Source organism: Timaviella obliquedivisa GSE-PSE-MK23-08B (assembly GCA_019358855.1).
GTDB lineage: Bacteria > Cyanobacteriota > Cyanobacteriia > Elainellales > Elainellaceae > Timaviella > Timaviella obliquedivisa.
The window spans coordinates 430,518-455,078 of sequence record JAHHII010000001.1 but is presented as its reverse complement, the minus strand read 5'-3'; the positions used below and the strand labels follow the sequence as shown (position 1 = coordinate 455,078).

General features: G+C 48.7%; 22 protein-coding genes. 12 read left to right on the top strand and 10 right to left on the bottom strand.

Going from position 1 to position 24,561, the window contains the following annotated elements:
- The first annotated feature begins 11 nt into the window (after positions 1-11).
- From KME11_02165 to KME11_02145, 5 genes are all read left to right on the top strand, one after another.
- Positions 12-971 (top strand): WG repeat-containing protein, encoded by a 960-nt coding sequence (locus KME11_02165; protein MBW4514015.1) that lies wholly within the window; start codon positions 12-14, stop codon positions 969-971.
- A 248-nt stretch (positions 972-1,219) separates the two neighbouring features.
- Positions 1,220-2,311, top strand: coding sequence for an ABC transporter ATP-binding protein (locus KME11_02160; GenBank protein ID MBW4514014.1), 1,092 nt, complete (start codon positions 1,220-1,222; stop codon positions 2,309-2,311).
- Positions 2,308-3,105 (top strand): ABC transporter permease, encoded by a 798-nt coding sequence (locus KME11_02155; GenBank protein MBW4514013.1) that lies wholly within the window; start codon positions 2,308-2,310, stop codon positions 3,103-3,105. Before KME11_02160 ends, KME11_02155 begins: the two co-directional genes overlap by 4 nt.
- Before the next feature lie 37 nt (positions 3,106-3,142).
- A complete protein-coding gene (locus tag KME11_02150; protein MBW4514012.1) occupies positions 3,143-4,702 on the top strand; it encodes a Gldg family protein in 1,560 nt (519 codons plus the stop codon).
- Complete coding sequence (locus KME11_02145; protein ID MBW4514011.1) at positions 4,703-5,407, top strand: DUF4340 domain-containing protein; 705 nt, start codon at positions 4,703-4,705, stop codon at positions 5,405-5,407.
- 65 nt (positions 5,408-5,472) lie between these two features.
- Here the strand turns inward: KME11_02145 and wecB are convergent, their stop codons facing one another.
- From wecB to KME11_02130, 3 genes are all read right to left on the bottom strand, one after another.
- Positions 5,473-6,594 carry a UDP-N-acetylglucosamine 2-epimerase (non-hydrolyzing) gene (wecB, locus tag KME11_02140; protein ID MBW4514010.1) on the bottom strand — a complete coding sequence of 374 codons (1,122 nt, stop codon included), beginning with the start codon at positions 6,592-6,594 and terminating at the stop codon, positions 5,473-5,475.
- A gap of 133 nt (positions 6,595-6,727) precedes the next feature.
- The gene (gene purU, locus KME11_02135; GenBank protein MBW4514009.1) at positions 6,728-7,594 is read right to left on the bottom strand and encodes a formyltetrahydrofolate deformylase; all 867 of its coding nucleotides are present in this window, start codon (positions 7,592-7,594) and stop codon (positions 6,728-6,730) included.
- 6 nt (positions 7,595-7,600) lie between these two features.
- The gene (locus tag KME11_02130) at positions 7,601-7,873 is read right to left on the bottom strand and encodes a hypothetical protein (GenBank protein ID MBW4514008.1); all 273 of its coding nucleotides are present in this window, start codon (positions 7,871-7,873) and stop codon (positions 7,601-7,603) included.
- 148 nt (positions 7,874-8,021) lie between these two features.
- Between KME11_02130 and KME11_02125 the strand changes: the two genes are divergently transcribed.
- The 4 genes from KME11_02125 to KME11_02110 all read left to right on the top strand — a co-directional run bounded on the left by KME11_02125 (position 8,022) and on the right by KME11_02110 (position 12,622).
- Positions 8,022-9,026, top strand: coding sequence for a glycosyltransferase (locus KME11_02125; protein ID MBW4514007.1), 1,005 nt, complete (start codon positions 8,022-8,024; stop codon positions 9,024-9,026).
- 177 nt (positions 9,027-9,203) lie between these two features.
- Complete coding sequence (locus tag KME11_02120) at positions 9,204-11,096, top strand: alpha/beta hydrolase (GenBank protein MBW4514006.1); 1,893 nt, start codon at positions 9,204-9,206, stop codon at positions 11,094-11,096.
- Positions 11,097-11,165: 69 nt separating this feature from the next.
- Positions 11,166-11,630, top strand: coding sequence for an NfeD family protein (locus KME11_02115; GenBank protein MBW4514005.1), 465 nt, complete (start codon positions 11,166-11,168; stop codon positions 11,628-11,630).
- Between the two features lie 131 nt (positions 11,631-11,761).
- A complete protein-coding gene (locus KME11_02110; GenBank protein ID MBW4514004.1) occupies positions 11,762-12,622 on the top strand; it encodes a paraslipin in 861 nt (286 codons plus the stop codon).
- On the opposite strand, the gene folP is transcribed toward KME11_02110, so the two are convergent.
- Entirely contained in the window at positions 12,619-13,449 is an 831-nt protein-coding gene (folP, locus tag KME11_02105; GenBank protein ID MBW4514003.1) for a dihydropteroate synthase, read from the bottom strand. The genes KME11_02110 and folP overlap by 4 nt on opposite strands.
- Positions 13,450-13,672: 223 nt before the next feature.
- Between folP and KME11_02100 the strand changes: the two genes are divergently transcribed.
- Positions 13,673-15,544 carry a serine/threonine phosphatase gene (locus KME11_02100; GenBank protein ID MBW4514002.1) on the top strand — a complete coding sequence of 624 codons (1,872 nt, stop codon included), beginning with the start codon at positions 13,673-13,675 and terminating at the stop codon, positions 15,542-15,544.
- 116 nt (positions 15,545-15,660) lie between these two features.
- Here the strand turns inward: KME11_02100 and guaA are convergent, their stop codons facing one another.
- A complete protein-coding gene (gene guaA / locus KME11_02095) occupies positions 15,661-17,208 on the bottom strand; it encodes a glutamine-hydrolyzing GMP synthase (GenBank protein MBW4514001.1) in 1,548 nt (515 codons plus the stop codon).
- 531 nt (positions 17,209-17,739) lie between these two features.
- Between guaA and moaA the strand changes: the two genes are divergently transcribed.
- Positions 17,740-18,747 carry a GTP 3',8-cyclase MoaA gene (gene moaA / locus KME11_02090; GenBank protein ID MBW4514000.1) on the top strand — a complete coding sequence of 336 codons (1,008 nt, stop codon included), beginning with the start codon at positions 17,740-17,742 and terminating at the stop codon, positions 18,745-18,747.
- Positions 18,748-18,902: 155 nt separating this feature from the next.
- On the opposite strand, the gene KME11_02085 is transcribed toward moaA, so the two are convergent.
- Both KME11_02085 and rpsD read right to left on the bottom strand, forming a co-directional pair.
- Entirely contained in the window at positions 18,903-19,376 is a 474-nt protein-coding gene (locus KME11_02085) for a DUF29 domain-containing protein (protein MBW4513999.1), read from the bottom strand.
- Positions 19,377-19,540: 164 nt separating this feature from the next.
- Positions 19,541-20,149, bottom strand: a complete 609-nt coding sequence (rpsD, locus tag KME11_02080) for a 30S ribosomal protein S4 (GenBank protein ID MBW4513998.1) — start codon at positions 20,147-20,149, stop codon at positions 19,541-19,543.
- A gap of 319 nt (positions 20,150-20,468) precedes the next feature.
- Here rpsD and KME11_02075 point away from each other — a divergent pair, with 319 nt between their 5' ends.
- Positions 20,469-20,687, top strand: a complete 219-nt coding sequence (locus tag KME11_02075; GenBank protein MBW4513997.1) for a DUF4327 family protein — start codon at positions 20,469-20,471, stop codon at positions 20,685-20,687.
- Positions 20,688-20,914: 227 nt separating this feature from the next.
- Here the strand turns inward: KME11_02075 and KME11_02070 are convergent, their stop codons facing one another.
- The 3 genes from KME11_02070 to KME11_02060 all read right to left on the bottom strand — a co-directional run bounded on the left by KME11_02070 (position 20,915) and on the right by KME11_02060 (position 24,426).
- Positions 20,915-21,481, bottom strand: a complete 567-nt coding sequence (locus KME11_02070) for a TIGR04376 family protein (protein ID MBW4513996.1) — start codon at positions 21,479-21,481, stop codon at positions 20,915-20,917.
- 186 nt (positions 21,482-21,667) lie between these two features.
- Positions 21,668-23,005: an FkbM family methyltransferase gene (locus tag KME11_02065; GenBank protein ID MBW4513995.1), complete on the bottom strand. Its 1,338-nt coding sequence runs from the start codon at positions 23,003-23,005 to the stop codon at positions 21,668-21,670.
- Between the two features lie 263 nt (positions 23,006-23,268).
- Entirely contained in the window at positions 23,269-24,426 is a 1,158-nt protein-coding gene (locus KME11_02060) for a hypothetical protein (GenBank protein MBW4513994.1), read from the bottom strand.
- Positions 24,427-24,561 lie beyond the last annotated feature (135 nt).

The window sequence follows — 24,561 nt, the reverse complement described above, 5'->3', positions numbered from 1 at the left end:
TACCTCTGCCAATGGCTTCATCAATTCTGCAATTCGATCGCGCTTCAAACTTTTCGGAAGGACTGGCGGTGGTTCAAACTTCCGATCGCTATTTCTACATTGACCCGACTGGCAAAACAGTCATTGCGGTAGATCCAAGCTTTGACGGTGTTTCACCTTTTTCTGAAGGACGCGCGATCGCTCGTGTCAATGATTACTATGGCTATCTTGACCGAACGGGCGCTGTGGTGATCGACCCGCAATATTTAGGAGTTAATAGTTTTGCGGATGGGCTGGCGGTCGTGCGCAATGGGAATCGCTACGGCTATATCAACTTGGATGGGGAATGGGCGATTGAGCCGCAGTTTTTTTTGGCAAGCGATTTTTCTGAAGGGTTAGCCGCTGTCAAAATTGATGAGCAGTATGGGTATGTCAATCGTTTAGGGGAATGGGCGATCGCGCCACAGTTTACTGATGCCTGGAGTTTTTCAGAATCGTTGGCGGTAATTCGGGCGGCGGGGAAATGGGGCTATGTTGATCGAATGGGTAAGGTGGCGATCGCACCCCAGTTTGATGGAGCGTTTGATTTTTCGGAGACGCTGGCACGGGTCAGGAAGGAGAGTAAGTGGGGATATATTCGGCAATCGGGAGAATGGGCGATCGCGCCGCAGTTTGATTTTGCGTCGGACTTTTCGGAAGGCTTGGCGGTGGTCTTGGTGGGAACGACGTGGGGCTATACCAACAGTGCGGGAGAGATGGCGATCGTGCCTAAGTTCGAGTTTGCGTCGGACTTTTCGGAAGGACTAGCTGCGGTTCAGGTTGCTGGAAAGATTGGCTTTATCAATAAAATGGGGGAAGTAGTGATTGAGCCGCAGTTTCAAAAGACTGGCTCTTTCTCTGGAGGCTGGGCTTGGGTGCAATTAGAAGATCAGTTTCGGTATATTGCTCCGAATGGAGAATTTTTGAGAGCAGTTCGTCCTGACAGCCCCTGATGATCTGCGGATCTTGTAGCAGGTAGATACACCCTGACGAGTTCCTAGCTTTAGCTAGGAACTTTTTTTGCTGGATATTTTCTTTGATTTTGATAAAGATAACGAGGGGACAGCAAACTGCCACTACTCAACAAAGGATCAACAAAGAAATGTCATTTTGAGTACAATTCACTCCTGTAACTTACAATAAGTGCTGTTTCTCAATCTGTGACTTTCGCGATCGGTGCCCCTCTACCCCCTGTCCAAAAATGATTCAAGTTGAGCAACTCAGCAAAATCTATGGCGATACCCCCGCCATTCAAGATGTGACGTTTGAGGTAGAAAAAGGGGAAATTTTAGGCTTTTTAGGGCCAAATGGCGCGGGCAAAACTACAACAATGCGCATTTTGACAGGATATTTGCCTGCCACTAGCGGGGTTGCCAAAATTGCCGGGTTTGATGTGCATGAGGATTCGATGGAGGTGCGCCGACGAATTGGCTATTTGCCAGAAACGCCGCCGCTGTATCCTGACATGACGGTGGAAGGATTTTTGCATTTTGTGGCGCGCATTAAAGGGGTGTCGGCTGGCGATCGCCCAACTCGGGTCAAGCTGGCGATTCAGCGTTGCAACTTGCAAGAGAAACAAAAGGTGTTAATTCGCAAGTTGTCTAAAGGGTTTCGGCAGCGAGTTGGTATTGCCCAAGCGATCGTTCATGATCCTCCCGCCATTATTTTAGATGAGCCAACCGTGGGGCTTGATCCGAGGCAGATTATTGATGTGCGCAACCTCATTAAAAGTTTGGCTGGGGAACATACCATTATTTTGTCTACGCATATTTTGCCAGAGGTGAGCATGACCTGTAGCCGGGTAGCCATCATTAACCGAGGCAGGGTGGTTGCCACCAATACCCCTGATCAACTGATGGCGCAACTCAGGAGTGGCTCGGCGTATGAACTGGAGATCAATGGTGATTTTGAGGTGCTTCAGCCCAGGCTTCGCAATATTCCTGGGGTTAAAACTGCCGAACTCATGACCGGAAGCGATCTGCTGGGAAATCGGTATCGCGTTCAGGTGGCACTAGAACCGGGAACTGACCCAGGGCGAGAAATTTCGGCGGCGATCGTGGGAATGGGGCTAGGGCTTTATGAAATGAAGCGAATTCAGGTCAGCTTAGAGGATGTATTTTTAGAGTTGACGACAGAAGAGAAACCCCTGACAGAAGGAGAAATTGAAAACGGGGACGAGCAGGAGCGATCGTTGCCCACTAATCAGTCTCTAGATTCATCCATCATTTCACCCATAAGTCAGAACTCGAATCAATCTACAGACCAACCTGCAGAAGGAGCACAGCGGTCATGAAAACCGTCTTTAATAACGTTGTTGCAATTTACCGTAGAGAACTTCAAAGCTATTTTTCTTCACCGTTTGCTTATGTTATTGCAGGCGTTTTTTGGCTGCTGAGTGGATTCTTTTTTATTGCAATTCTGTTGGGGCCCGATGGTTTAATTGCTCAGGTTGCCAACCGAGATGCGCAGGGAATTACTGAGCCTGTAGATGTGCCGTATCAGTTTCTGAGCGTGTATTTGGGTGTATTGGGTTCTCTCTCGTTGTTTATTCTGCCGATACTGTCAATGGGGCTATACGCCGAAGAAAGAAAACGCGGTACATTGGAATTATTGGCAACATCTCCTATTACAAATTGGGCGGTGGCATTAGGTAAATTATTGGGTGTGGTAACGTTCTTTTTAACGCTAATTCTGCCATTGTTAGTGTATGAGGCGATCGCTCTTTCTGCTTCCGATCCACCTATTCAACCCACCGTTCTTTTACTAGGACACACTGGATTAATTTTGCTAGCCGCTGCCGTATTATCCTTAGGAATGTTTATTTCTTCCTTGACCGACAGCACCATTCTGGCAGCGATTCTTACCTTTGCGCTCATTTTGTTCCTGTGGGTGGTCGATTTGGTTGCAACAGGCATCGGTGGGGCGTTAGGCGGCGCGTTAGGACATTTATCATTAGTGAAGAACTACACGAACCTGGTTCAAGGGACTTTAGACCCTAGCAGCATTGTGGTTTTTGTTAGCTATATTGTTTTGGGATTATTCTTGACGGCTCAAGCCATTGAGGCATTTCGGTTTCAGCGGTCTTAATTTTTTCTTATTCCTCTAACTTTCCCCAAACTTTGCCATGAAACTTTCTGCCCCCAATTGGAAATTGCTGAAATATCTCTTCTGGCTTAGCCCTGTGCTGATTTCTGCTGGGTTGGTGGTGGGCGTAGTCAACGGGAGTTGGGGGGCAGTGCCGCTGGCGTTAATTACTGCTGGAATAGTAATTCTGGGCTGGTGGTTGATGTCGGGAGGACAATCGCGGCAGCCTTTCTGGAGTGGGCGATCGGCGCAGGTTGGTACCAACGCAATTCTGTCTACAGTGGCGGTTTTGGTGATTGTGGGAATGATCAATATTTTGGCAGTGCGCTATTCTAGCCGCATTGATTTAACCGAAACTCGCATCTTTACCCTGGCACCTCAAACGCAGCAGGTTGTGCAGACGCTAAAGCAGCCCGTCAAAGTTTGGGTATTTGATACGGCTCCAAATCCAATCGATCGAGAGCTTTTGGATAACTATCGGCGGCAGAATAGCCAGGTGAGCTATGAATTTGTTGACCCTCAAGCAAAGCCAGGGATTGCCCAGCGGTTGGGCGTTAAGTCAATTGGGGAAGTGTATTTAGAAACGGGTAGCGCTCGGCGTCTGGTGCAAACGGTTAACCCTCAGCAACGCCTGTCGGAACGGCAATTGACAAGCGCCTTAGTCAAGATTACCGACGCGCGGCAACAGAAGGTTTACTTTGTGCAAGGGCACGGTGAGCGCGTGCTAGAGGCGGGTCAAGACGGCATGTCACAGGCGATCGCCCGTTTAGGCGAAGAAAATTTTACCCATGAAACATTGAATTTAATTGAAAATTCTAAAGTTCCTGATGACGCTTCAGTGGTGGTTGTAGCAGGTTCAGAACGGGCGTTACTAGAAAAGGAGGTGACCATTCTAGAAGATTATCTGAAGCGCCGAAGCGGGTTAATGCTGATGATTGATCCGGAAACCGACCCAAAAGTAGGCAAGCTGCTGGAAGCTTGGGGCGTACAGTTGAGCGATCGCATCGTGGTTGATCCGGCGGGGCAAGCGTCGGGCTTGGGAGCAGCGGTGACAATTGTCAATCAATATGGCGACCATCCCATTAGTAAAGGGTTAGGCAACGGGATTTCGTTTTATCCCTTGGCGCGACCCTTGGCGACCACTTCTGTTTCAGGCGTAGAAACGGTGCCGTTCTTGTTCACCAGCGATCGCACCCAAGCCCAGAAGCTAGATAAAGCCTCTGGCAGCGTTAAAGCTGATCCTGCCGATCCATCGCCACCTTACGCGATTGGCATTGCCTTCAGTCGCTTAGCAACAGAAGATCTTGCCACCACAGATTCACAGGCAAAACCTCAGTCTCGTCTGGTGGTAATCGGCAACTCTCGATTTGCAACAGATGGACTGTTTGAGCAGCAGTTAAACGGCAATATTTTCCTCAATGCTGTGAGTTGGTTAAGTCAAAGCGATGATCAAGTCTTAGCCATTCGCCCCAGAGAAATGAAAAATCGCCGTATTGTCATGACGTTAGGGCAGCAGATTAGCGTGGCGTTGATTTCAATGGTGTTGCTCCCTGTTCTGGGCTTTGGGGCTGGAGCCGTAATGTGGTGGAGAAGAAGGTAAATGAAAATTAAACCCGCGACTTTATTTTTAGTGTTGGCGGCGCTGCTGCTGGGCGGTGTGGTCATGGTGGTGGGCAACCAGCGTCCGCCAGAGCAGACTGAAAACGACGAGGGGCAACAGCTATTTGCTTTTGAGGAAAAGCAGGTGCAGTCGTTAACGGTGAAGACGCGGTTGCGATCGCTCAAGTTTGAGCGCGATCAAAGCGGCAAGTGGCAAATGATCGAACCTGATAAAGCTGCTGCTAGCGATGCTTCGATCGCCTATTTGCTCGGCTTATTAGCAGGTAAGAGCGATCGCACTTTCACAGCATTGGCTGGCGATCGAGAATCCTTCAGCTTCCACCAGCCCCTCGCCACCATTAATGTCGTGCTGAATAACCAGGAGACACACAGACTGTTGTTAGGCGGCTACGACTTCAACCGCAGCTTCATTTACGCCCTGGTTGATCCGCCCCCTGCTCTTTCAGGAGAGATCAAAGTATTTCTGGCTTCACCTAGCTTTGAAAATGCAGTCGATCGCCCGTTGGAAGAATGGAAGGAGTTAGCGCCTAACCCTTCGCCTTCGGAAAGCCCGTCAGCCTCCCCTAGAGTATCTCCCGAAGCCTCCCCCGAAGCCTCTCCGCCTCCGGTTTCAACCTCTCCAGAACCTTCCTCAGCACCCTCCCCAACTCTTTCTCCAGAAGCTTCATCCTCCCCTACCCCTTAGATCGAACATTGCAGATCGAACACTGCGCCCGCTTGTCTCCGGAAGGATCATCTTGAGACGTGCTATCAAAGTCCAAAATACTCCTCAACAATTTTGACAATCTGCTCCGACGAATGCCCATCTCCAAACGGGTTAACCGCGTTCGCCATTTTTCGATACGACTCCGGGTTCCCCAACAAATCAGCCGCTTCTCTAAAGATATTGTCTGAGCTAGTGCCAATGAGCTTTGCCGTCCCTGCCATGACTGCTTCTGGACGCTCCGTCGTTTCGCGCAGCACCAAGACCGGCTTACCCAGGCTCGGCGCTTCTTCCTGCAATCCTCCCGAATCAGTCAGCAACAAATAGCAGCGCTGCATGGCGCTCACCAGGTCGCCGTAATCGAGCGGTTCGGTTAAAAATACTCTAGGATGGTCGCCCAAAATGGCGGTGAGGGGTTCGCGCACAGTGGGGTTGCGGTGGAGTGGCAGCACTAGGGCAGCATCAGGAAATTTTTCTAAGACCCGAAGGAAGCCTTGGGCAATGTCTTTGAGAGGTTCACCCCAGTTTTCGCGACGGTGGACAGTGGAAAGAATGACGCGGTGCTGGCTCCAATCTAATTCAGGAATGGGGCATTCGAGCCGACGGGCTGCCACGCTGAGCAGGGCATCAATAACTGTGTTGCCTGTGTTGTAAATTTTGCCGACTACGCCCGATCGCTCTAAATGCTCGACCGAAAGGCTAGTCGGGGCAAAGTGAAGCTGGGTGATTTGGGAAATGAGGCGGCGATTAGCTTCTTCTGGGAAAGGGTTATAGATATCATCAGTACGGAGTCCAGCTTCAACGTGCCCTACTGGGATTTGCTGGTAAAAGGCGGCGATCGCTGCTGCTAGTGCTGTAGTTGTATCACCTTGCACTAACACCATCTGCGGCTTTAGCTCCTTAAATAGCGTCTCTAGCCCCCGCAAGCTCCGGCAGGTAATATCCGTCAAGGTTTGCCCATGCTGCATAATCGCCAAATCATGATCAGCTTGTAGATCAAATAGCTGCATGACTTGCGCCACCATTTCCTTGTGCTGCCCAGTTAATACAACTTGCGTATCAAACAGCGGGTTTTTGCGAAACTGCTGAATTACGGGTGCCAGCTTAATCGCCTCAGGGCGAGTGCCCAAAATAATACAGACGCGAATAGGTTGCTGTGGCTGCGACATGGACTCTCCTTTATTTTATTGAATGACTTCAAAATAATTAACCAGCACAAAATTTAGTGTATATGAATGCACATGAAAAACTGTGAAAATCTATGTGATTCCACGCAGTTTGCTTCAGCAAGATGTGATTTTGCTACTCAAACACCACTGTCCGGTTATCATAAACCAGCACTCGGTTCTGAAGATGCAGCCGAACGGCTCTTGCCAAGACCATCCGCTCTAAATCTTTGCCTTTGCGAATGAGGTCGGGCACTTGATCACGGTGACTCACCCGTACTACATCCTGCTCAATAATGGGGCCTTCATCTAGGTCTTTCGTGACGTAGTGGGCTGTTGCGCCAATAATTTTTACACCCCGTTCGTAGGCGCGCTGGTAAGGATTAGCTCCGGCAAAGGCAGGTAGAAATGAGTGATGAATGTTAATGATGTTAGAGAATTGAGCCACAAAACTAGGACTCAGAATTTGCATATATTTCGCCAGCACCACTAGATCGATACAGTACTCTTTTAGTAACTCAAGCTGTTTATATTCTTGTTCGGCTTTATTGTCGGGTGTGATGGGAACGTGGTGATAGGCAATACCAAATTGCTCGGCGGTGCTTTGCAAATGGAGATGATTGCTGAGAATCAGAGGAATTTCCGCAGCAAATTCGCCTGCCCGGTGTCGCCAAATTAAGTCAAACAGGCAATGATCTTGGCGGCTGACCCAGATTGCAATGCGGGGTTGCGCATCAGAAAAGTGAAGCTGCCACTGGGCATTGAGGGGCTGGGCGATCGCTCGAAATGCGGGTGCAATCACCTCACGGGGCAAGTTAAATCCTTCAAGCTGCCACTCAATTCGGGTTAAAAACAACCCTGCCGAAAAGTCAGTATGCTGATCAGCATGAACGATATTGCCACCATTGGAGTAAATAAAGCTGGCAAACTTTGCCACCAGCCCTCGCTGATCGGGGCAAGAAATCAACAGGGTTGCAGTCGGTGAAACGCTGGGCTTCGACATTGGGAATTACTCTGGCGGTAGGTCTGGCTTAGGAGGATGGGGCGTATCCAATAACTCGACCTTCGATTGTTTCAACTGTCTCCAGAGTTGCTTAATCTGTTTGTATGCTTCTTCGGCAGGAATGCGTCCACCTGTTTCCAGGTTGCAGATGATAGAGATACGGTTGGCGAACTCTTGGAGATTAGCGTTAAATGCCAGACTCTCTGGAGTAAATTCTCCTCGGTAGGTGCTCTGAGGATTGAAGAATTGGTCTTTAACGTTCTCTGGGTTGTCGTTCATAGGATTTCTACAAAGTGCGAAGGGACACTTAAGCCACTGCAAGTTTATAGCATTTATTAAACTGCAAGTTTATGGCATTTATTAAAGGGGAGATAGGTTGAGAACAGATGGGAAAACTGGGAGCTAGATCCAACTATTTCTCCCTAAAATGCCGATTCCTATAATTGAGCCAGCCGAGTCAAGCTTTCAGCCTGATGTTTCTGTGGTAATTCCGATTTATAACGGTGAGGATGATTTGCCAGCATTGCTGGAATGCTTACGATCGCAAACCTATCCTGCCCATTTAACAGAGTATTTGTTGGTGGATAACGGCAGCCGCGATCGCACTCTGGCGATTCTGCAAGCCAATCCACAAGTCCGCACTCTCAGCGAAACTCAAATCCAAAGCTCCTACGCGGCGCGTAATACAGGTATCCGAGCGGCAAAAGGTAGCATTATCGCGTTCACCGATGCCGATTGTCGTCCCCATTCTGGCTGGCTCACTGAATTAGTTCAACCGTTTGTCAATCCGACTGTCGCTATTGTTGCCGGAGAAATTTTGGCGCTTCCAGGTCACACTTTGCTAGAACGATACGCCGATCGCCACGAGACACTCTCTCAAAAGCACACCCTTGCCCATCCCTTTTGCTCCTACGGACAAACGGCAAACCTAGCGGTGCGACGACAGATATTTGAACAAGTGGGGCTCTTTCGTCCCTATTTAACCACGGGGGGTGATGCCGACCTTTGCTGGCGGATTCTTCTTCAACAAAACAGCCTTCAACCAGATAGCCTTCAAGCCAGCCCTTGGCAATTGCAGTTTGCGGCAAGTGCGATCGTGCGGCATCGACATCGCTCGACTCTGGCAGAACTGCGTAGCCAATGGCAAAGATACGGGCGATCGAATCGATATCTCCATGATCTCCATGGCATCAGCTTGACTAAAGAGATGAGTCGGAGAGATTATTTATACCGTTGGAGTCGTTGGCTACTGAAAGAGGTGCCGATCGCTGCTAAGAATAAATTAATGCAGTCTAGTGTACCTAATTTTATCGATGTATTACTGGATACTCCCATCACTTTAATATGCGGACAAGCCCGCGCCCAAGGACAACGGCAAGCTAGGTTGGAGGATGCAGCACGGGCGATCGTAGAGATGGAAAATGATAGATAAAGTTGGGCAAGATAGAACACAATTTACAATGTTCACAATGATTACTACTCTGGCGGTTTTGTCGTCTGCCGTATCGCTTAAATTAGTAATAGCCTGATTAATGGATTGGTTAATAAATTAGATACTAATAGACTAGATAGTGCGCCTTTTGTGTGATTGTTCCTTAGAGAAGTACCAGTGAATGTTCCTTCCCCTAACTCCTACGCCCACCCTTTCCAAACTCTCGGACGGTGTTATCCGCAGGTTACCGGAATTAAAAAATTCATTCGAGGGCTGGCGTGCGGGGTTGCGCTTACCTTAGGAATTTCAGCACCGGGGCAAGCTGCGGAATATATTGCAGTACAGTTAGGGCCTTTGCAGCAGTCAGTGGCGATCGCTGATTTACAAAGATTTGCCTTGACTGGGGAAGTTCCTGCCTCTCTCCAGTTGCTAACGCCCCTGCTAACTGCCGATGTGCAACAAGCCCTCAGCACGCGCCTTCAGCTTGACCCTAACGTGGGCGACAAACTGGTTGAAGATCTGTTGCATTCATCGGCAGGTGAGCGCTTTATCAATACTTTGCAGGTAGCGATCCCTGACAGCAACCCAGCCCAACTCCAGCAAGCGCTAACATTGGCGGCAAAGCAGCCTGACCAAATGAGCTTACTAGGATTTTTAGAGTCTTTTCCAGCAAAAACCGTCACCATTGATGCTTCTTCAGTCATCACCCTGGCTTCGCAAATGAACTTACCGTACTGGCAAAGTCAGACCCTGAGCTCCATCGTCGATCGCGATTTAACCGTTAAAGGAAAACCTTTGCCTACTGACTTAGACCCCACTCAGCCTGGTAAAAGCTGGGTGCAGCATCAAACGATCGCCATGCGCGACTATACGCGCGATCGCACCGTTCCTGTAGATATTTACTGGGGTAGCGAAACCCAAGGGCCCTTAATCATTTTGTCCCATGGGTTTGGAGCAGACCGCCGATTCTTAACTTATCTTGCCGAGCATTTAGCGTCCCATGGACTCACTGTTGCAGCATTAGAGCATCCGGGCAGCAGTGTAGCCTGGTTAACCAGCAGCGATATGGGTCAATCGACAGCAAAGGGAAATAACCTGCTGCCTGCCACCGAATTTGTCGATCGCCCCAAAGATGTATCATTTGTGCTCGATCGTCTCAGCCAGCTTGATCAATTTTCGGCACACCTGCGAGGCAAGTTTAACACCGAAGAAGTAACGCTGATTGGGCATTCTCTAGGAGGTTACACTGCCTTGGCACTCGCAGGCGCAAAGCTCAACCTGAAGCGCCTGCGAGCCTTCTGCGACGACCCTAACCCAGTCGTTTTCTCCCCTGCCGATTTGCTGCAATGCAACGCTGCCGACTTACCCGATCCCCCTCTTAATTTACAAGATAATCGGATTAAGCAAGCCATCACGCTCAACCCTGTGATTGGACGACTGTTTGATGAAACGGGTCTAGCCCAAGTACAAATCCCCACCCTCATGCTGGCAAGCACCGATGATGGCATTACCCCAGCAGTGAGTCAGCAGTTTTTGCCGTTTACACAACTGCAAACCTCAAAATATCTCCTTACCGCGATCGGGGGCACCCATCTCAGTGCGGGTGATCCCACGAACTTGAACCAGAGTTTGACCCAAAGCATTTTTATCAGAGAGCGATCGGCAGAAGCCACAGAACCACTACGAAATTTACTCAAGGGAGTGAGCCTTGCTTTTATTAAACAACGGACTCCCCAAGCCAAAGAATACGTTCCTTTTCTGAAGCCTACCTATGCGCAGTCTTTCTCTACAGAGACTTTGAAGCTACGATTGAATGCAGATTTGCCCCCAAATTTTTCTAACTGGCTAAGAGTGGCGGCACTGCCGATGGAGAAATTAGTTGCCAGTACGCTGCCTTCTCGTCAGACAGAGCAATGTACTGAAAATTTAGAGTGTTTACTCAACCATAGCCTTCCTTTAGTCATGTTTATCCTGCCAGGAGATTTCCCGCTTATGGGGCATCCCTTCCGTCAATTTCGCCGCCAGCGCAAAAAAACAACCCCAAAAAAATCAGGGCGCAATGATACTTGACCTCCATAAATCTGCCTTGCCGCTAAATTTAAGATAGAGAGTCTTCGATATGCAGGGGCAGAACCGACTGTGGCTAATGCAGATTTAATACAATTTTTATCAGAGCAGCGGGCATACGCCTGGTTGCTGACAGGGTTACTACTTTTAGGCGCAAGCATGGTTGCAGGAGAACCCGTAGTTGCCTCTCTAGGCATTGCGGCAGTCATCACGGCGATCGCTGCTATCACAGTCAAGTCGATCGCCATTGAACTACTACTTTGGGGCATTTTATCGGTTTGTCTGATCATTGTTCTGCGAGGCATGGTTCCCAAGCAGTCCCTCGACCTGTCGCCCGATGCAGAAGCCACGGTTTCAGAAGTTATTACCAAAGGCGGTATTGGGCTAGTGATGTACGAAGGTTCGCTTTGGAAAGCCCGCTGCCAAATTTCAGATATTGTCATTACGCCTGGAGAAGTGGTGCAGGTCGTGGCGCGGCAAGGCTTGACCTTAATTGTCATGCCCACCCGCTTTTTAGAAGAACCCAGCGATCGCTAACTAGGCTGATTGCTAACCAGGCTTTGAGTTCACCGATGCTAACCTGTGCCGAAAATCATTTAGAGCGATATATTGAGACTGCTGCACGGCATTAACTTCTAAACTCGCTGCATCAGAAGGGATCAAAACGTATGGGTTCACTTGTTTGGACATTTGCTGCCATTTTGACCATTCTGGGAGCAACAGTTGGGTCAACTAGACGAATTAATGAAGGCAACGAGGCTTTAGTAGAGCGTTTGGGGCGGTATCACCGCAAGCTTAAGCCAGGGCTTAACTTTGGGATTATTCCATTTATTGATGAAGTGGTTACAGAAGGCTCAGTTAAAGAGCGCATCCTTGACATTCCTCCCAACGATGCCACCACCCAAGACAATATTCGAGTCAAAGTGGATGCGGTTATTTTTTGGAAGATTCTAGAATTGCAGCAGGCTTACTACGAAATTCAAGACATTGAAGACGCGATTAGTAATTTAGTCGTGACGACATTGCGGTCTGTCATCGGCATGATGGATCTACAAGAAACGAATTCTTCTAGAAACAAAATTATCCGGGAGCTAGCAGCAAACCTGGATGAAGCCACTGAACCTTGGGGCGTAAAAATTACTCGGGTCGAAATTCAAGATATTGAAGCTCCTGAAAGTATCAAGCTGGCGTTGGAAAAAGAACGATCGGCAAAAAGTGAGCGCATTGCCCTAGAGACGCAAGCCGCCGGAAAGAAAAAAGCCGCCATGGAGGAAGCTGAGGCGATCGCCGGATCAGTTCAACGCATTGCCGAAGCCCTTCGTAACAACCCCGATAGCCAGCACATCCTCCAGTACCTTGTTGCCCAAAATTACGTTGATGCCAGCCTCAAGTTAGGCGAAAGCAACAACTCTAAAATTGTTTTCATGGATCCTAAAGCCTTGACTGAAGGCATAACAGAACTCATTCAATCTGAAGGTAGTTCGGGGCGGAATACGTTAGAAGGCGGTCATAGTGGAAATGGTAACTAGTGCCGCCAAATGGCATCGGCAACCAAACACACATCTCTCATCTCTTTAACATCATGAACCCGTAGTACATCGCCACCTTGAGCGATCGCTGCACAGCAAGTTGCTGCTGTTCCCCATACTCGTTCTTGGGCGTTGGGCTGGTTCAAAATGTGTCCAATAAAACTTTTGCGGGAAGTGCCTACTAGCAAAGGAAACCCTAGCGATCGCAGCTTAGAGAGTTGCCGCAGAATTTCTAGGTTTTGACTATAGTTCTTGGCAAAGCCGATTCCTGGGTCGAGCATGATATGACGCGAAGGAATGCCTAGAGCGATCGCTGCTTCCACTCGACGTGCCAAAAACTCGTAAATCTCTCCGATCAAATCTTGATATTCCGTTAATCGTTGCATCGTCTGAGGCGTTCCTCGCATATGCATCAGCACAACCGGAATATTTAGCTCAGCGATCGCGCCTAGCATTTCAGGGTCAACGAGTGCTCCAGAGATATCATTCACCCAATCTGCCCCTGCTGCCACGGCTGCCCGTGCCACTGCCGCCTTCGTCGTATCCACCGAAATGGGCGCATTAATTCCGCTCTCTCGCAGTGCCTGAATCACAGGCACCACCCGTTCTAGCTCAGCATCTAGAGAAATCTCTTCGGCTTGGGGTCGGGTTGACTGTCCGCCTACATCTAAAACGTGTGCCCCCGATTCAATCAGATGATGCGCTTGGGCGATCGCCGCATCTAAGGTGTCAAATTGCCCGCCATCACTAAAGCTATCCGGCGTTACATTCAAAATCCCCATTAAATAAGTTTGCCTTCCCCAAGCAAAAACCTGATTTCTGACCATCCATTCTACAAAATTAGGCATAATGCTCTACTTTCCTGCAAAATAAAACTCTGCTTGGTCGCTGCTGAATAATCTGGGGTACCCTGAGAGAACTGATTAGGCTCGCAAATTAAGCTGCTTCAAGGCGTTAAATCGACCTTCTAAACTCATAGCATCAGAAGAAGCTAAGCGGTAAGATTAAAAGCCTTAGAGGTCATCTGTCCGGAGTCGAGGATTTTTTCAAATGCAGGCTTGTCCCCACTGTCAGTCCATAAACCCGGATAAGAATCGGTTTTGTCAAAAGTGTGGAGGAGCTTTGGTCAAGGATCTCTTACCCAACAGCCTCTTACCTAATTCCCATCCTGACTCAGAAGATCTGGATATTACTTCTGTACCTAGTCCTACGACTGTTCGCCGACACGCCCTTCTGTCAGGATCAGTGAGTCGGCTGGCTGCCCAACAATTTCTTGATAATCAACAGCGTTACCAACTGACTGCCGATTTACCCATCACCGACTCTACCGCCCTAATTGAAACCGTCGTCATTGATTGCAAGCCTCTCCAGCCTTCTCTTTTAGACGATCTCTACCGCCAACAAATTAGTTCTAGTAGTACTTCCCCGCCCGAACAAACCCAAGCAATTCCCGCCGCCGCTCAGCCTTACTTAAAACTTCAAAAACAATATCCTTTTCTATCACTGCCCAAAATTCATGATGCTTGGGAGCAAGAGGGACTTAGCGTGGTGCTGCTTGAAGAGCGATCGCACTTCCCCTCCCTTCTCTCTGTATGGGGTGGACAAGCCTTGTTAGTCGAAATTATTGATTGGCTGGATGAAATGATCGAACTTTGGGTTGCCCTCCAGCCTCAAAACTGTGGTACCAGCCTTCAAGTGCTAGATAACCTTAGGATCGACGACAACGGGCTTCTGTGCCTGCAACGCCTCTATGAAGATGATGCCGCTCAGCCTGCTGAACTAACAGACTTGGGCGAAACCTGGCAGACCTTGTTTTCTCAATCTCAACGGACTCAGCGGGGCGACATAGCCCAGATGTTTCATGATGTACAGTCTGGCTCTGTAACATCTATTACAGAACTGCGATCGCGTCTCACAGTCATCAAAGAGGCAGTCAACGATTCTGACGCACCCAGCCCAGAGCCACCCATCCTTCCATCCCTCGTCAACTTGGACACGCTTCCCGACTGGGATGAAGACCTAGATGATAGTCAAGAACTAACCCGTAGTGTTTCCGATTATTCTCCTGTCGCGCTGGCTCTTCAACTCGTGGGCTTTGAAGATGCCGGAGCCACTAACATTGGCAGTCAACGCAGCCACAACGAGGACTGCTTCAGCCTGCAATCAGACGTTAAAAAAACTGAAAGTCCCCAAGGCAAAACCCTGCAAATTCAGGGACTTTACATTCTTTGCGATGGCATGGGCGGTCATGCAGGTGGCGAAGTCGCTAGTGCGCTGGCGGTAGAAACGCTAAAAACCTACTTTGCCGAAAATTGGCAAGACCAGTTGCCTAGCGAAGAGCAAATTCAAGAAGCTATTGGTCAGGCAAATCGTGCCATTTTTGATCTTAACCAAGAGCGTGCTAGTTCTGGCAGCGGTCGGATGGGGACTACTCTGGCAATGGCATTGTTGCAAGACAACCAACTCGCAATCGCCCACGTGGGCGACAGTCGCATCTACCGTTTCAGCAGCCGAAATGGACTAGAACAAATTACCGTGGATCATGAAGTGGGGCAGCGGGAAATTCAGCGGGGCGTGCAAGAGGCGATCGCCTATGCCCGTCCCGATGCCTACCAGCTTACCCAGGCGCTTGGCCCACGGGATGAGAACGGCATTAAACCCGCTATCAGCTTTCTGGAACTCAACGAAGATATGCTGCTGTTGCTTTGTTCAGATGGTCTGACCGACAATGATTTGCTAGAAATCTATTGGGAAAGCCACTTGACCCCATTGCTGTCAGGGCAAATGAGTTTAGATATCGGGGTCAGCCATTTAATTGAGCTAGCTAATCAGCATAATGGACATGACAATATTACGGCGATCGTCATTCGTCTGCGGTTTGCGTCTAGTGTAAGCCAACCCTTGCAATCAGCCGATGTTTAAGTGACCGAGTGTTTACCTAGGGATGCGAAGCCTCAAAGCCCCTTTCCTTCAGGAGAGAGGCTTTGAGGGAGATTGTATTTTTGTGGACAATGCTAGACAAGGTTTCAAGCTTAGAACTACTCCCACTCAATCGTTCCAGGCGGTTTTGAGGTGATATCGTACACGACTCGGTTAACGCCTCGCACTTCGTTAACAATTCGATTGGAGATAACCTCTAACAAATCGTAGGGAACCCTGGACCAGTCTGCTGTCATGCCGTCTTCACTAGAGACGATGCGTAGCACAATTGGATAAGCATAAGTTCGCTGATCTCCCATTACGCCAACGCTACGAACGGGTAGCAATACCGCAAACGCCTGCCATACTTCGTGGTACAAGCCGCTGCGGTTAATTTCTTGCCGCACAATCAAATCGGCATCGCGCAAAATATCCAGGCGTTCGTTGGTCACTTCTCCCAAAATCCGAATGGCTAATCCGGGCCCAGGGAAAGGATGACGGTTGACAATTTCTTCGGGCAAGCCGATCGATCGCCCTACCTTCCGCACTTCGTCTTTAAACAGTTTCCGTAAAGGCTCCACAAGCTTAAAGCGTAAGTCTTTGGGCAAGCCGCCGACATTGTGATGGCTCTTGATTTTGACAGCAACCCGTTCGCCCGTTTTAGGATCGACGTTGGTATCAGCAGATTCAATCACGTCGGGATACAGCGTCCCCTGTGCTAAGTAATCAAAAGGCCCCAGCCGCTTAGATTCTGCCTCAAACACCTGGATAAATTCGTGACCAATCCGCTTCCGTTTTTCTTCAGGGTCAGTGACTCCAGCGATCGCGGCTAAAAAGCGCTCACGGGCATGAACATACTGCACATCAATGTGAAATTGCTCATGGAACAACTTGACTAATCTCTCTGGCTCTAGCTTCCGCATAAAACCCTGATCAATGAACATACAGGTAAGCTGGTCGCCGATCGCCCGATGCAGCAAGAACGCTAGCGTGGATGAATCAACCCCACCCGACAGTGCCAGCAGTACACGCTTGTCGCCCACTTTGGCACGAATTTCTCGAACTGCATTTTCGACAAAGGCAGCAGTCGTCCAGGTGGGGTCACAAATGCAGATATGGTAAACAAAGTTGCGAATCAGCGCCATGCCGCCCAAGGAATGCACCACTTCGGGGTGGAACTGCACACCATAAAGCTTGCGATCGTGATTGGCGATCGCGGCACAGGAAGTATTATCGGTATGTGCCAGCAGTTCAAAGCCATCTGGTAAATGAGTGACCGAGTCGCCATGACTCATCCACATCGTCGTGCCATCGTCTACATTAGTCAGCAAATCAGTGGGGTCGTCGATATGCAAAAATGCCTTGCCATACTCCGCTCGGCTTGCCCGTTCAACGCCGCCCCCTAGCTGCTGCACCATTAGCTGCATTCCATAGCACACTCCCAAAACAGGGATGCCCAAGTCCCAAATTTCTGGATCGCACTGGGGCGCTCCTTCGTCGTACACAGAACTGGGCCCTCCCGAAAGAATAATGCCCTTGAGGTTCAGTTGCTTAAGCTGTTCAGCAGTAGTACGGTAAGACAGCACCTCAGAGTAGACCTGGGTTTCTCGAATGCGACGGGCGATCAGCTCAGAATATTGGGAGCCGAAGTCCAAAATAGCGACCATCTGGCGATCGATCTGGTTTACAGATGTCACCTGAGGAGGTTGTTCAGTTTGAAGGGTCACGGTTAAATCCTGCAATAAGTCCTAAAGTGTGAGGTAGAAGCTGAGAAATTAATTAAAGGGGGTATTAAATGATTTGACTTTCAACAATAGAACTAAGCTTTCATTAAGCAGACTGTTAAACGGATCTAATGATTTAGACGTTTCACAGGAAGCAACTTTAAGCATGACAATAACCAGAAAGTCTTGCCTTAAAACCTAGAAAAACGCTTCAAACTCTGGAAAAATCCAAGGATAAAGCCAAAAGGGGTTGAGCAAAGACATTCTAAGCTCAGAGTTACAAGACTATGATTTTGTGAGTTTTACTTAGATTAGCAAACCTGGGCAAAAAGGTGGACAACCGTTTCATTTTCCTTTCAGCAATCTGAATCTTATCGATAGGATGGAGACTGACCCCTTGTTCCTAATCTTAAAGGACGGGTACATTTAATGACTGTTGTGAACCCTGCCATAACCTCTTCTGTAAATCCTACAATGCTTCCCGCCGTTGATTATCTGCGCATTAGCCTGATCGATCGCTGCAACTTTCGGTGCCAATACTGTATGCCAGAGGGAGAAGAGTTAGAGTTTGTCAGAAAGCAAGAGTTGCTTACTCAAGCAGAGCTATTATTGCTGCTGCGAGAAGTTTTTATTCCAGTTGGGTTTACTCGGTTTCGGCTGACGGGCGGCGAGCCGTTGATTCGTCCGGGCGTGGTCGATATTGTCCGGGCGATCGCGGCTTTACCTCAAACCCAAGATTTATCCATGACGACCAATGCGTTTTTGTTAGCGGGCATGGCGCAAGATCTCCACACTGCTGGGTTACGCCGCATTAATATTAGCCTCGACTCTTTAGAACCCGAAACTTTCGATCGCATTGTCGGTAAAAGACCGACCGCTGGAGGCATTTTGCGATCGCGTTGGCAGCAAGTTTGGGACGGTATCCAGGCAGCGCACCGAGTTGGATTTGATCCGCTTAAGCTCAACGTGGTGGTGATTCCTGGCGTTAATGATCATGAGGTTTTAGACTTAGCCGCACTGAGTCTCGATCGCCAGTGGCACATCCGGTTCATTGAATTCATGCCCATTGGTAATGCAGGACTATTTGGTGAAAAAGGTTGGGTAGATTCAGAAGCATTGCGCCAACAAATCCGGGAGCGCTGGGGTTTAACCGCAGGACAAGTCGCGGGGAACGGCCCTGCCGATGTGTTTCAAATTCCAGGAGCCAAGGGCACCCTGGGGTTTATTAGCCAAATGTCGGAATGCTTTTGCGATCGCTGTAACCGAATGCGTCTTTCTGCTGATGGCTGGCTGCGCCCCTGCCTCCTCAACGAAACCGGACAGCTAGACCTAAAAATGGCTCTGCGGTCAGGCGTTCCGCTCCTACAAATTCGAGCGGAAGTGCAAGATCTCCTCACCGCGAAACCTGACATCAACTACAAAATGCGAGACGCTGGAACCACCGGATCTTACAGCCGCACAATGTCGCAGATCGGCGGATAGGATTAAGAGGATGTCTGAGAAGTATCAAAGATTCTTACACTCGCCCCCCAACCCCCCATTTTGCGGGACTTCCGAGCCACGCCTTCTTCAAAGTCCCCCATTCTGGGGGATTTAGGGGGCGGATTGGATAGCAACTTAGACTTCTCAGACAACCTCTAAAGAGAAGTTTGCTCTGAGGGTAGAAAATCTTCCTTCAGCATATCTGCCAATTTGTAAGGGCAATCTAGGGGAAATGATTCTAACGGCAAGCCTGTCTCAGCTTTAGCTTGCTTAACAGCTTGTTCATAACATTCAGCCTCAACGCTTTCAAGATATGGATTAAGGCTAGGAGAATCTTTCAGCGCCTTGTTAACTCGGCGACGATGCTCAATAATGCTGCCTTCCCAACTGCCGCTTCGCTTCTGCGGTCGAAATTGCCACTTGAGCAAATGAATTACTATCGTAATAAAATTACTTTCTAAGCTCTGGCGTTCTCGCCTCCCCATATCCTCAATTTCCTCAATCAAGTTCTCCCAATCCACAGCCCCATACGCTCGGCTCTGAATTTTTTGCACAGTGGCTTCTATCCATTGCAGATAATCAGTTTGGTATAGCCCTTGGATCTTAGGAAGAGAAATAGGAGCTTTCATCGCAAAATCCTCAAACGGTGAGTTGGGCGATATCCTTTTTCACTATAGCGACTTTGACTACCTCCCCAAATACCAAACAAGCTCCCCAACTGACAGGTTTGGAGAGCTTGAAAAAACTATTCGATCGCGCACCACAGCCGCACGGTGTTCGTCGCCATCAATCTCTAGGCTTGACGTGAGTAAAACTCAACGACCAGCAATTCGTTCACTTGCAGCGCAATCCATTCGCGTTCGACGACGCTGTTAACTTTGCCAATTTTCTTGGCTTTGTCAAACTCTAAATGGCTAGGTAAGTTAGCCAGTCCAGGGAAGAGCAAGTTTGCTTCAACGAGTTGACGAGAGCGATCGCTATCGCGCACTCCAATCACATCGCCGGGTCTGCACTGGTAGCTGGCAATGTCCACAACTCTGCCGTTTACCGTCACATGACCATGGTTTACTAACTGACGCGCACCTGGAATCGTTGGGCCCATACCCATCCGAAACACCGTGTTATCGAGTCGCATTTCTAAGAGCTGTAGCAACACCTGCCCTGTAGAACCTGCTGCACGACGAGCCTTACGAACGTAGCGGAGCAACTGACGCTCAGTAACGCCGTAGTTAAACCGTAGCTTTTGCTTTTCTTCAAGTCGAACTGCGTACTCAGAACGCTTCTTACGAGCTTGACCATGTTGACCGGGTGGGTATGCCCGTCTCGGAGTTTTGCGGGATAAGCCAGGCAATTCGCCTAAGCGCCGCACAATTCTGAGGCGGGGACCTCTATATCGAGACATCTAGATTCCTCTTTGTAAAGTTGCCCAAAGGTACCATTCTAGTACCTAGCGACGCAGAGTGAAAGAATGTAAACGCTTTTGTCTGATTAGTTTGATTTTGTTTCTAATAATCTCCCATTAGCATCAGTAATAGTTGCCGTTTTGGCTCTAGTTGATCTGGCACGCTTGAGTTTGCTGTGCTAGAATAGCTAATCAGAAACGTTGTTTTGCCACTGTCACTTCAGCCGACATCAGCCTCATACGCGCTGTCTTGATTTTCAAGATGCAGAAGACGATTTGAAAAGTAATTCGTTCCACAATCTACATTTCCTTAATTGTTATGAACCAAATGGTTGCTCACCCCATGGGTAAGTTTCAACGTCAAGTGCGATCGCTCGTAGATTCTAAGGTAATCCGTCCCACAGATCGGCTATGGAAAATTGCCCTTCTTTACGGAGATGAATGGAGTCACTTGAAAAAAGAGCTTGAAGATTTCGAGTTTTCAATGCAAGATCCCATTAGTGATCTCCTCGCGGTTGAATCTTGGGACGATAACTAAAGTTGTGCCTATGGATTTAGCCGAATTCTTTCCTGAGATAGGTTTTTTCAGGTCTTCTAGTTACACCTATTCTTAACCTAACTTTTCCCTGGTCTGTGGAAAAACCCACTAAAGTCTGTGGAAAAGTGGGTTGGTGCTGTGGAAAACAATGGCAAAGTTAATGAGATCTTAAACTTTGCCAGTTTGATTTACTCAGTTAGTTTGTCTTTCCTAATCTTCTGGTTCACCTAACGCCCCATTTTGCGCTTAAGCTCATCTAGTTCTGCATCAGTTTCCCATCGTCTAAAGGTTTGCTCCAAAGGATCAGATGAACTGGAGAAGCTAGACTGATAGCGAGTGTTCCAGGCGCTAGTTTGTCGTTGCTGCTCAGCGTTGGTAGCCTTCGCCTCAGCGACTTTGACTCTAACTTCTTGCTTGCGGAGTTGAATTTGTTTTTGCAGTTCACCTGTTTGCTGAATACGAGTTTTTAGCATTTCCATCTGCCCCCAAAGCTGGTTGCCCTGACGAAGGAGCGCAGCCTCACGTTCTTCGGCAGGTTTGGACAGATCAAATCGCTGGGCTTTCTTTGCTTTATCAATGCGAATGTGCCAACGCTGAATCTCTTGAGCAGTTGCTAAAATTTCGGCTTCAAGCTGCTTCTCGCGCAGACGGAGGTCGGCAATTAGCCGAATTACTTCCTCTTCTTGTTCGCGGAGCTTTTCTTCTAGTGCCTGAAGTTCTAAGTGTGGATTGTTGCGTAGAAATTCTTCTAGGCGCGTTTCTAAAAATTTGCTGAAGTCTTCAAAAATGCCCATGCGATCGCTCCTTTCTTGCCTTTCTCCCAACCTTAACTTTCTGCTTTCAATCTGAACACACCAGGAGGTTTTAATTTGAACCGATCGTGGGATTGTTGTTCCCCTACGACGTCTGCGAACCCGTTAATTTTATGTTCAATTCCTGAGCCGAACCTCATATCTCAAATTGTCTTACTTCAGTCAGTATTAATACCGACTGAGATACAAATCCCAGTGTTTGTCGCCTCGTTCTGTCAGGCATTGCTCAACAGTCAGAGAGCCATGTTCTATGCTGCCATCGATATAGCGCAGAATAAAGCCTTCGTTCAGTATTTCTTGTAGAAATGCTTTACCATCGGGATAGCGTGTGGCTCCGAACTCTAGCACGACGATGATATGAGGATTGTGTTGAAGCGTCTGGCGCATCCCTCTCCAGACAGATTCCTCTGCACCTTCGGTATCAATTTTAATGAAATCAACGTGTTCCCAATCTGCTGTTAGGCGATCGATCGTCACAGTCTCGGTAGCGATTGCGTCATCGCCTGCACCGACTTGACGAACAATGCTGGCACCGCCAATTTGTCCTTTAGGAACAGCAAGGGTCACGGCTTCGCCGTTGGTATCGGCAGCAGCTTGTGAAGAAACAGTGACATTTTCGGTTAACCCATTAACTATTAAAGTCTGCTGAATCAGTTGCACGAGGTTGGTATTCGGTTCTAACGCCAGCACTTTTCCGGTTTTGCCAACCATACTTGCCATTAGCAAACTGAAGTAACCGTGATTTGCACCTACGTCAATGCAGTTCCAACCGGGCTGAATGCTGCGAGCAAAGGCAAAGGTAACGGCAGGTTCCCAGTACCCATTGAGGAGAAGGTGGGGTGCAAGACTAATATCTTGGCTGTCTACATACATCAGATAGCGACTGAGCACTCGACATAAAATTGTGCCGTTGCCTAAATATGCACTTTGGCAAGCAGCCCGACAAAGGCTGACAAACTCCTCATGAGATAAGGTGGCGATCGCTTTACTGTCAAAAGTACGAGTTTTACCTTGCACTCGTTTTTCTATTTGCTTCACCTGAGTATCTAAACTAGCTAGACGCTTTAATGTGAGATCGAGTTTTTGGGAAACCGAGTTGTCATGAAAAAAATCTTTGACTCGTTTGAGCCAGGAGCGGTCAGGCTGAGGATTGACAGAACTGAGTGCGTCTAAAAGAGGCTTCAGATGGTGAGGAGAGGCGATCGCCCCTGCTAAATCTTGCTTCGCCAAAATGACAAAAACCTCATTGGCAAAAATGGGCTTAAAGGTTTTCACAGCAGCAGTTAAAAACGCATGATCGAATTTTTCGATCATGCCTTTGTGAATTAGCATCCAGTCGAAAAAATCAACCTCAGACCCATAGGAATAGCTGTAGGAGTAAAGATGCTCAAACTCTTTTTTAAGCCGAACCGGAGCAATCAGCTTTTCTCCAGGGTGAACATGCTGACGCAGAAAACCCCTCGCATCCGACCAATAACTATCTTCTGACATCCCAACTTCTGGCATCCCGACAAGCTCCCTAAGTCCTTAGAATTAGCGTTTGGCAATAGCTTACAGGATAGACGGGACAGCGAATGATAAGACGTTTAGAACCTGCTGCCAAAACTGCTAGGGGAGTTGCGTGAAAATAAAACCCCAATGGGATGCATTGACTTATCAGCCCCCTAAATCCCCCATTCTGGGGGACTTTGACAGGTTCGGAAGTCCCCCAGAATGGGGGATTTAGGGGGCGGTTCGGGGTGTTATTTAATTGCAACTCCCTAACCTCTTTAGAACTTTTGACCGACATGGATCGATCGCACTTCGCTGTTGCGTTGAATAATGGCAGTTTGATTAGAGATAGACATGATTTTCCAACCGCTTGCTCCAATTTTTTCACCGACTTGAATACGCTGAGGAACCCCGTTAACTTCGAGAAGCGCAGCCGAGCGATCGCCGAGTTCAAGCAAACCAATTAATGCATGAGTTTCAGAAAGGTCAATGCTAGGGACGATCGCAGCAATTGGACTAGGACTAGGCACCACTGGCGCAGGTACAGCAGCGCGGACTACAGGTGGACGGACGGTAGGGGCAGGCGGTACGACTATAGCGGGAGCAGCAGCCACTGCTGTCCTGGTCATAGCGTTCGTGTTGCTTGTCGTTGTTCCAGGAGGACTCGTGAAGGAGCCGAAAAGGGGTGGTTGGTAAACTGGGACGTAGCGTTCAACGACCAGGGGAGAGGGGGCAACAGAAGGAGGTGGAGGAAGGGTGGCGATTCCGGTAGCGATCGCCCCAGAAGTACCACTGTTGCGAGTAGCGGTGCGATCGATGCGATTGAGCGATCGTCCCACATACTCTAAAAACTGTTGATCTTTTCCAGTCTGCGCTGCTTCGGGCACCGTAATGGGGGGCACACGTCCTTCTACCACTTCTGACCCCGAGAAACCAGGAATCATTTGATAGAGCCGAAATTTAACTGTTGCAAACAAGCCGCCTGTGAGAATAAGCGTTGCCAACACAGCAGAGAGGAGAAAGCCACCGCTCGACTGACGAGGTTTAGCTACCTCTTGGTCGATGACTAACAGTTCTTCAAGGTCAGGGTCACTCAGCAAATCGTCTTCAGGCAATCGGTAGGGCGCGACGGACTCCAACAGAGGAGACGAGGGAAGTCCAGGTGAGAGCAGTGGGACATCTAAAGGAGTAACAGGAGTCATAAAAGGAGCAATTGCAGGCTCAGGTTCCTGGTGAAGATCGGCAGGCAGAGCGGTTCCCCGCTCCAATGTCTGCTCCATATCCTGAAAAATTTCATTCATCAGGTGATCGACATTGGTTAGAGCAGCAATGCCAAAGGGTGTTGGCTCATAAATATCTTCTGAGTCGGGAATGTCATCCTCTAGAAAGGGATTAGCACCCTTGAGGACGGATTGGGAAGGGCTGGGTTGCGGCATAGATCCATCAGATGAGCAGGGAAATCACTAAAATTTAACAGGCTTACTCTAAAACGATCTTTCTTTTCCAAAATTTATTAACTAAATTAATGGCAGCAGATTCTTCGAGTTACCTGCGAAGAGTCGCATTGAGAT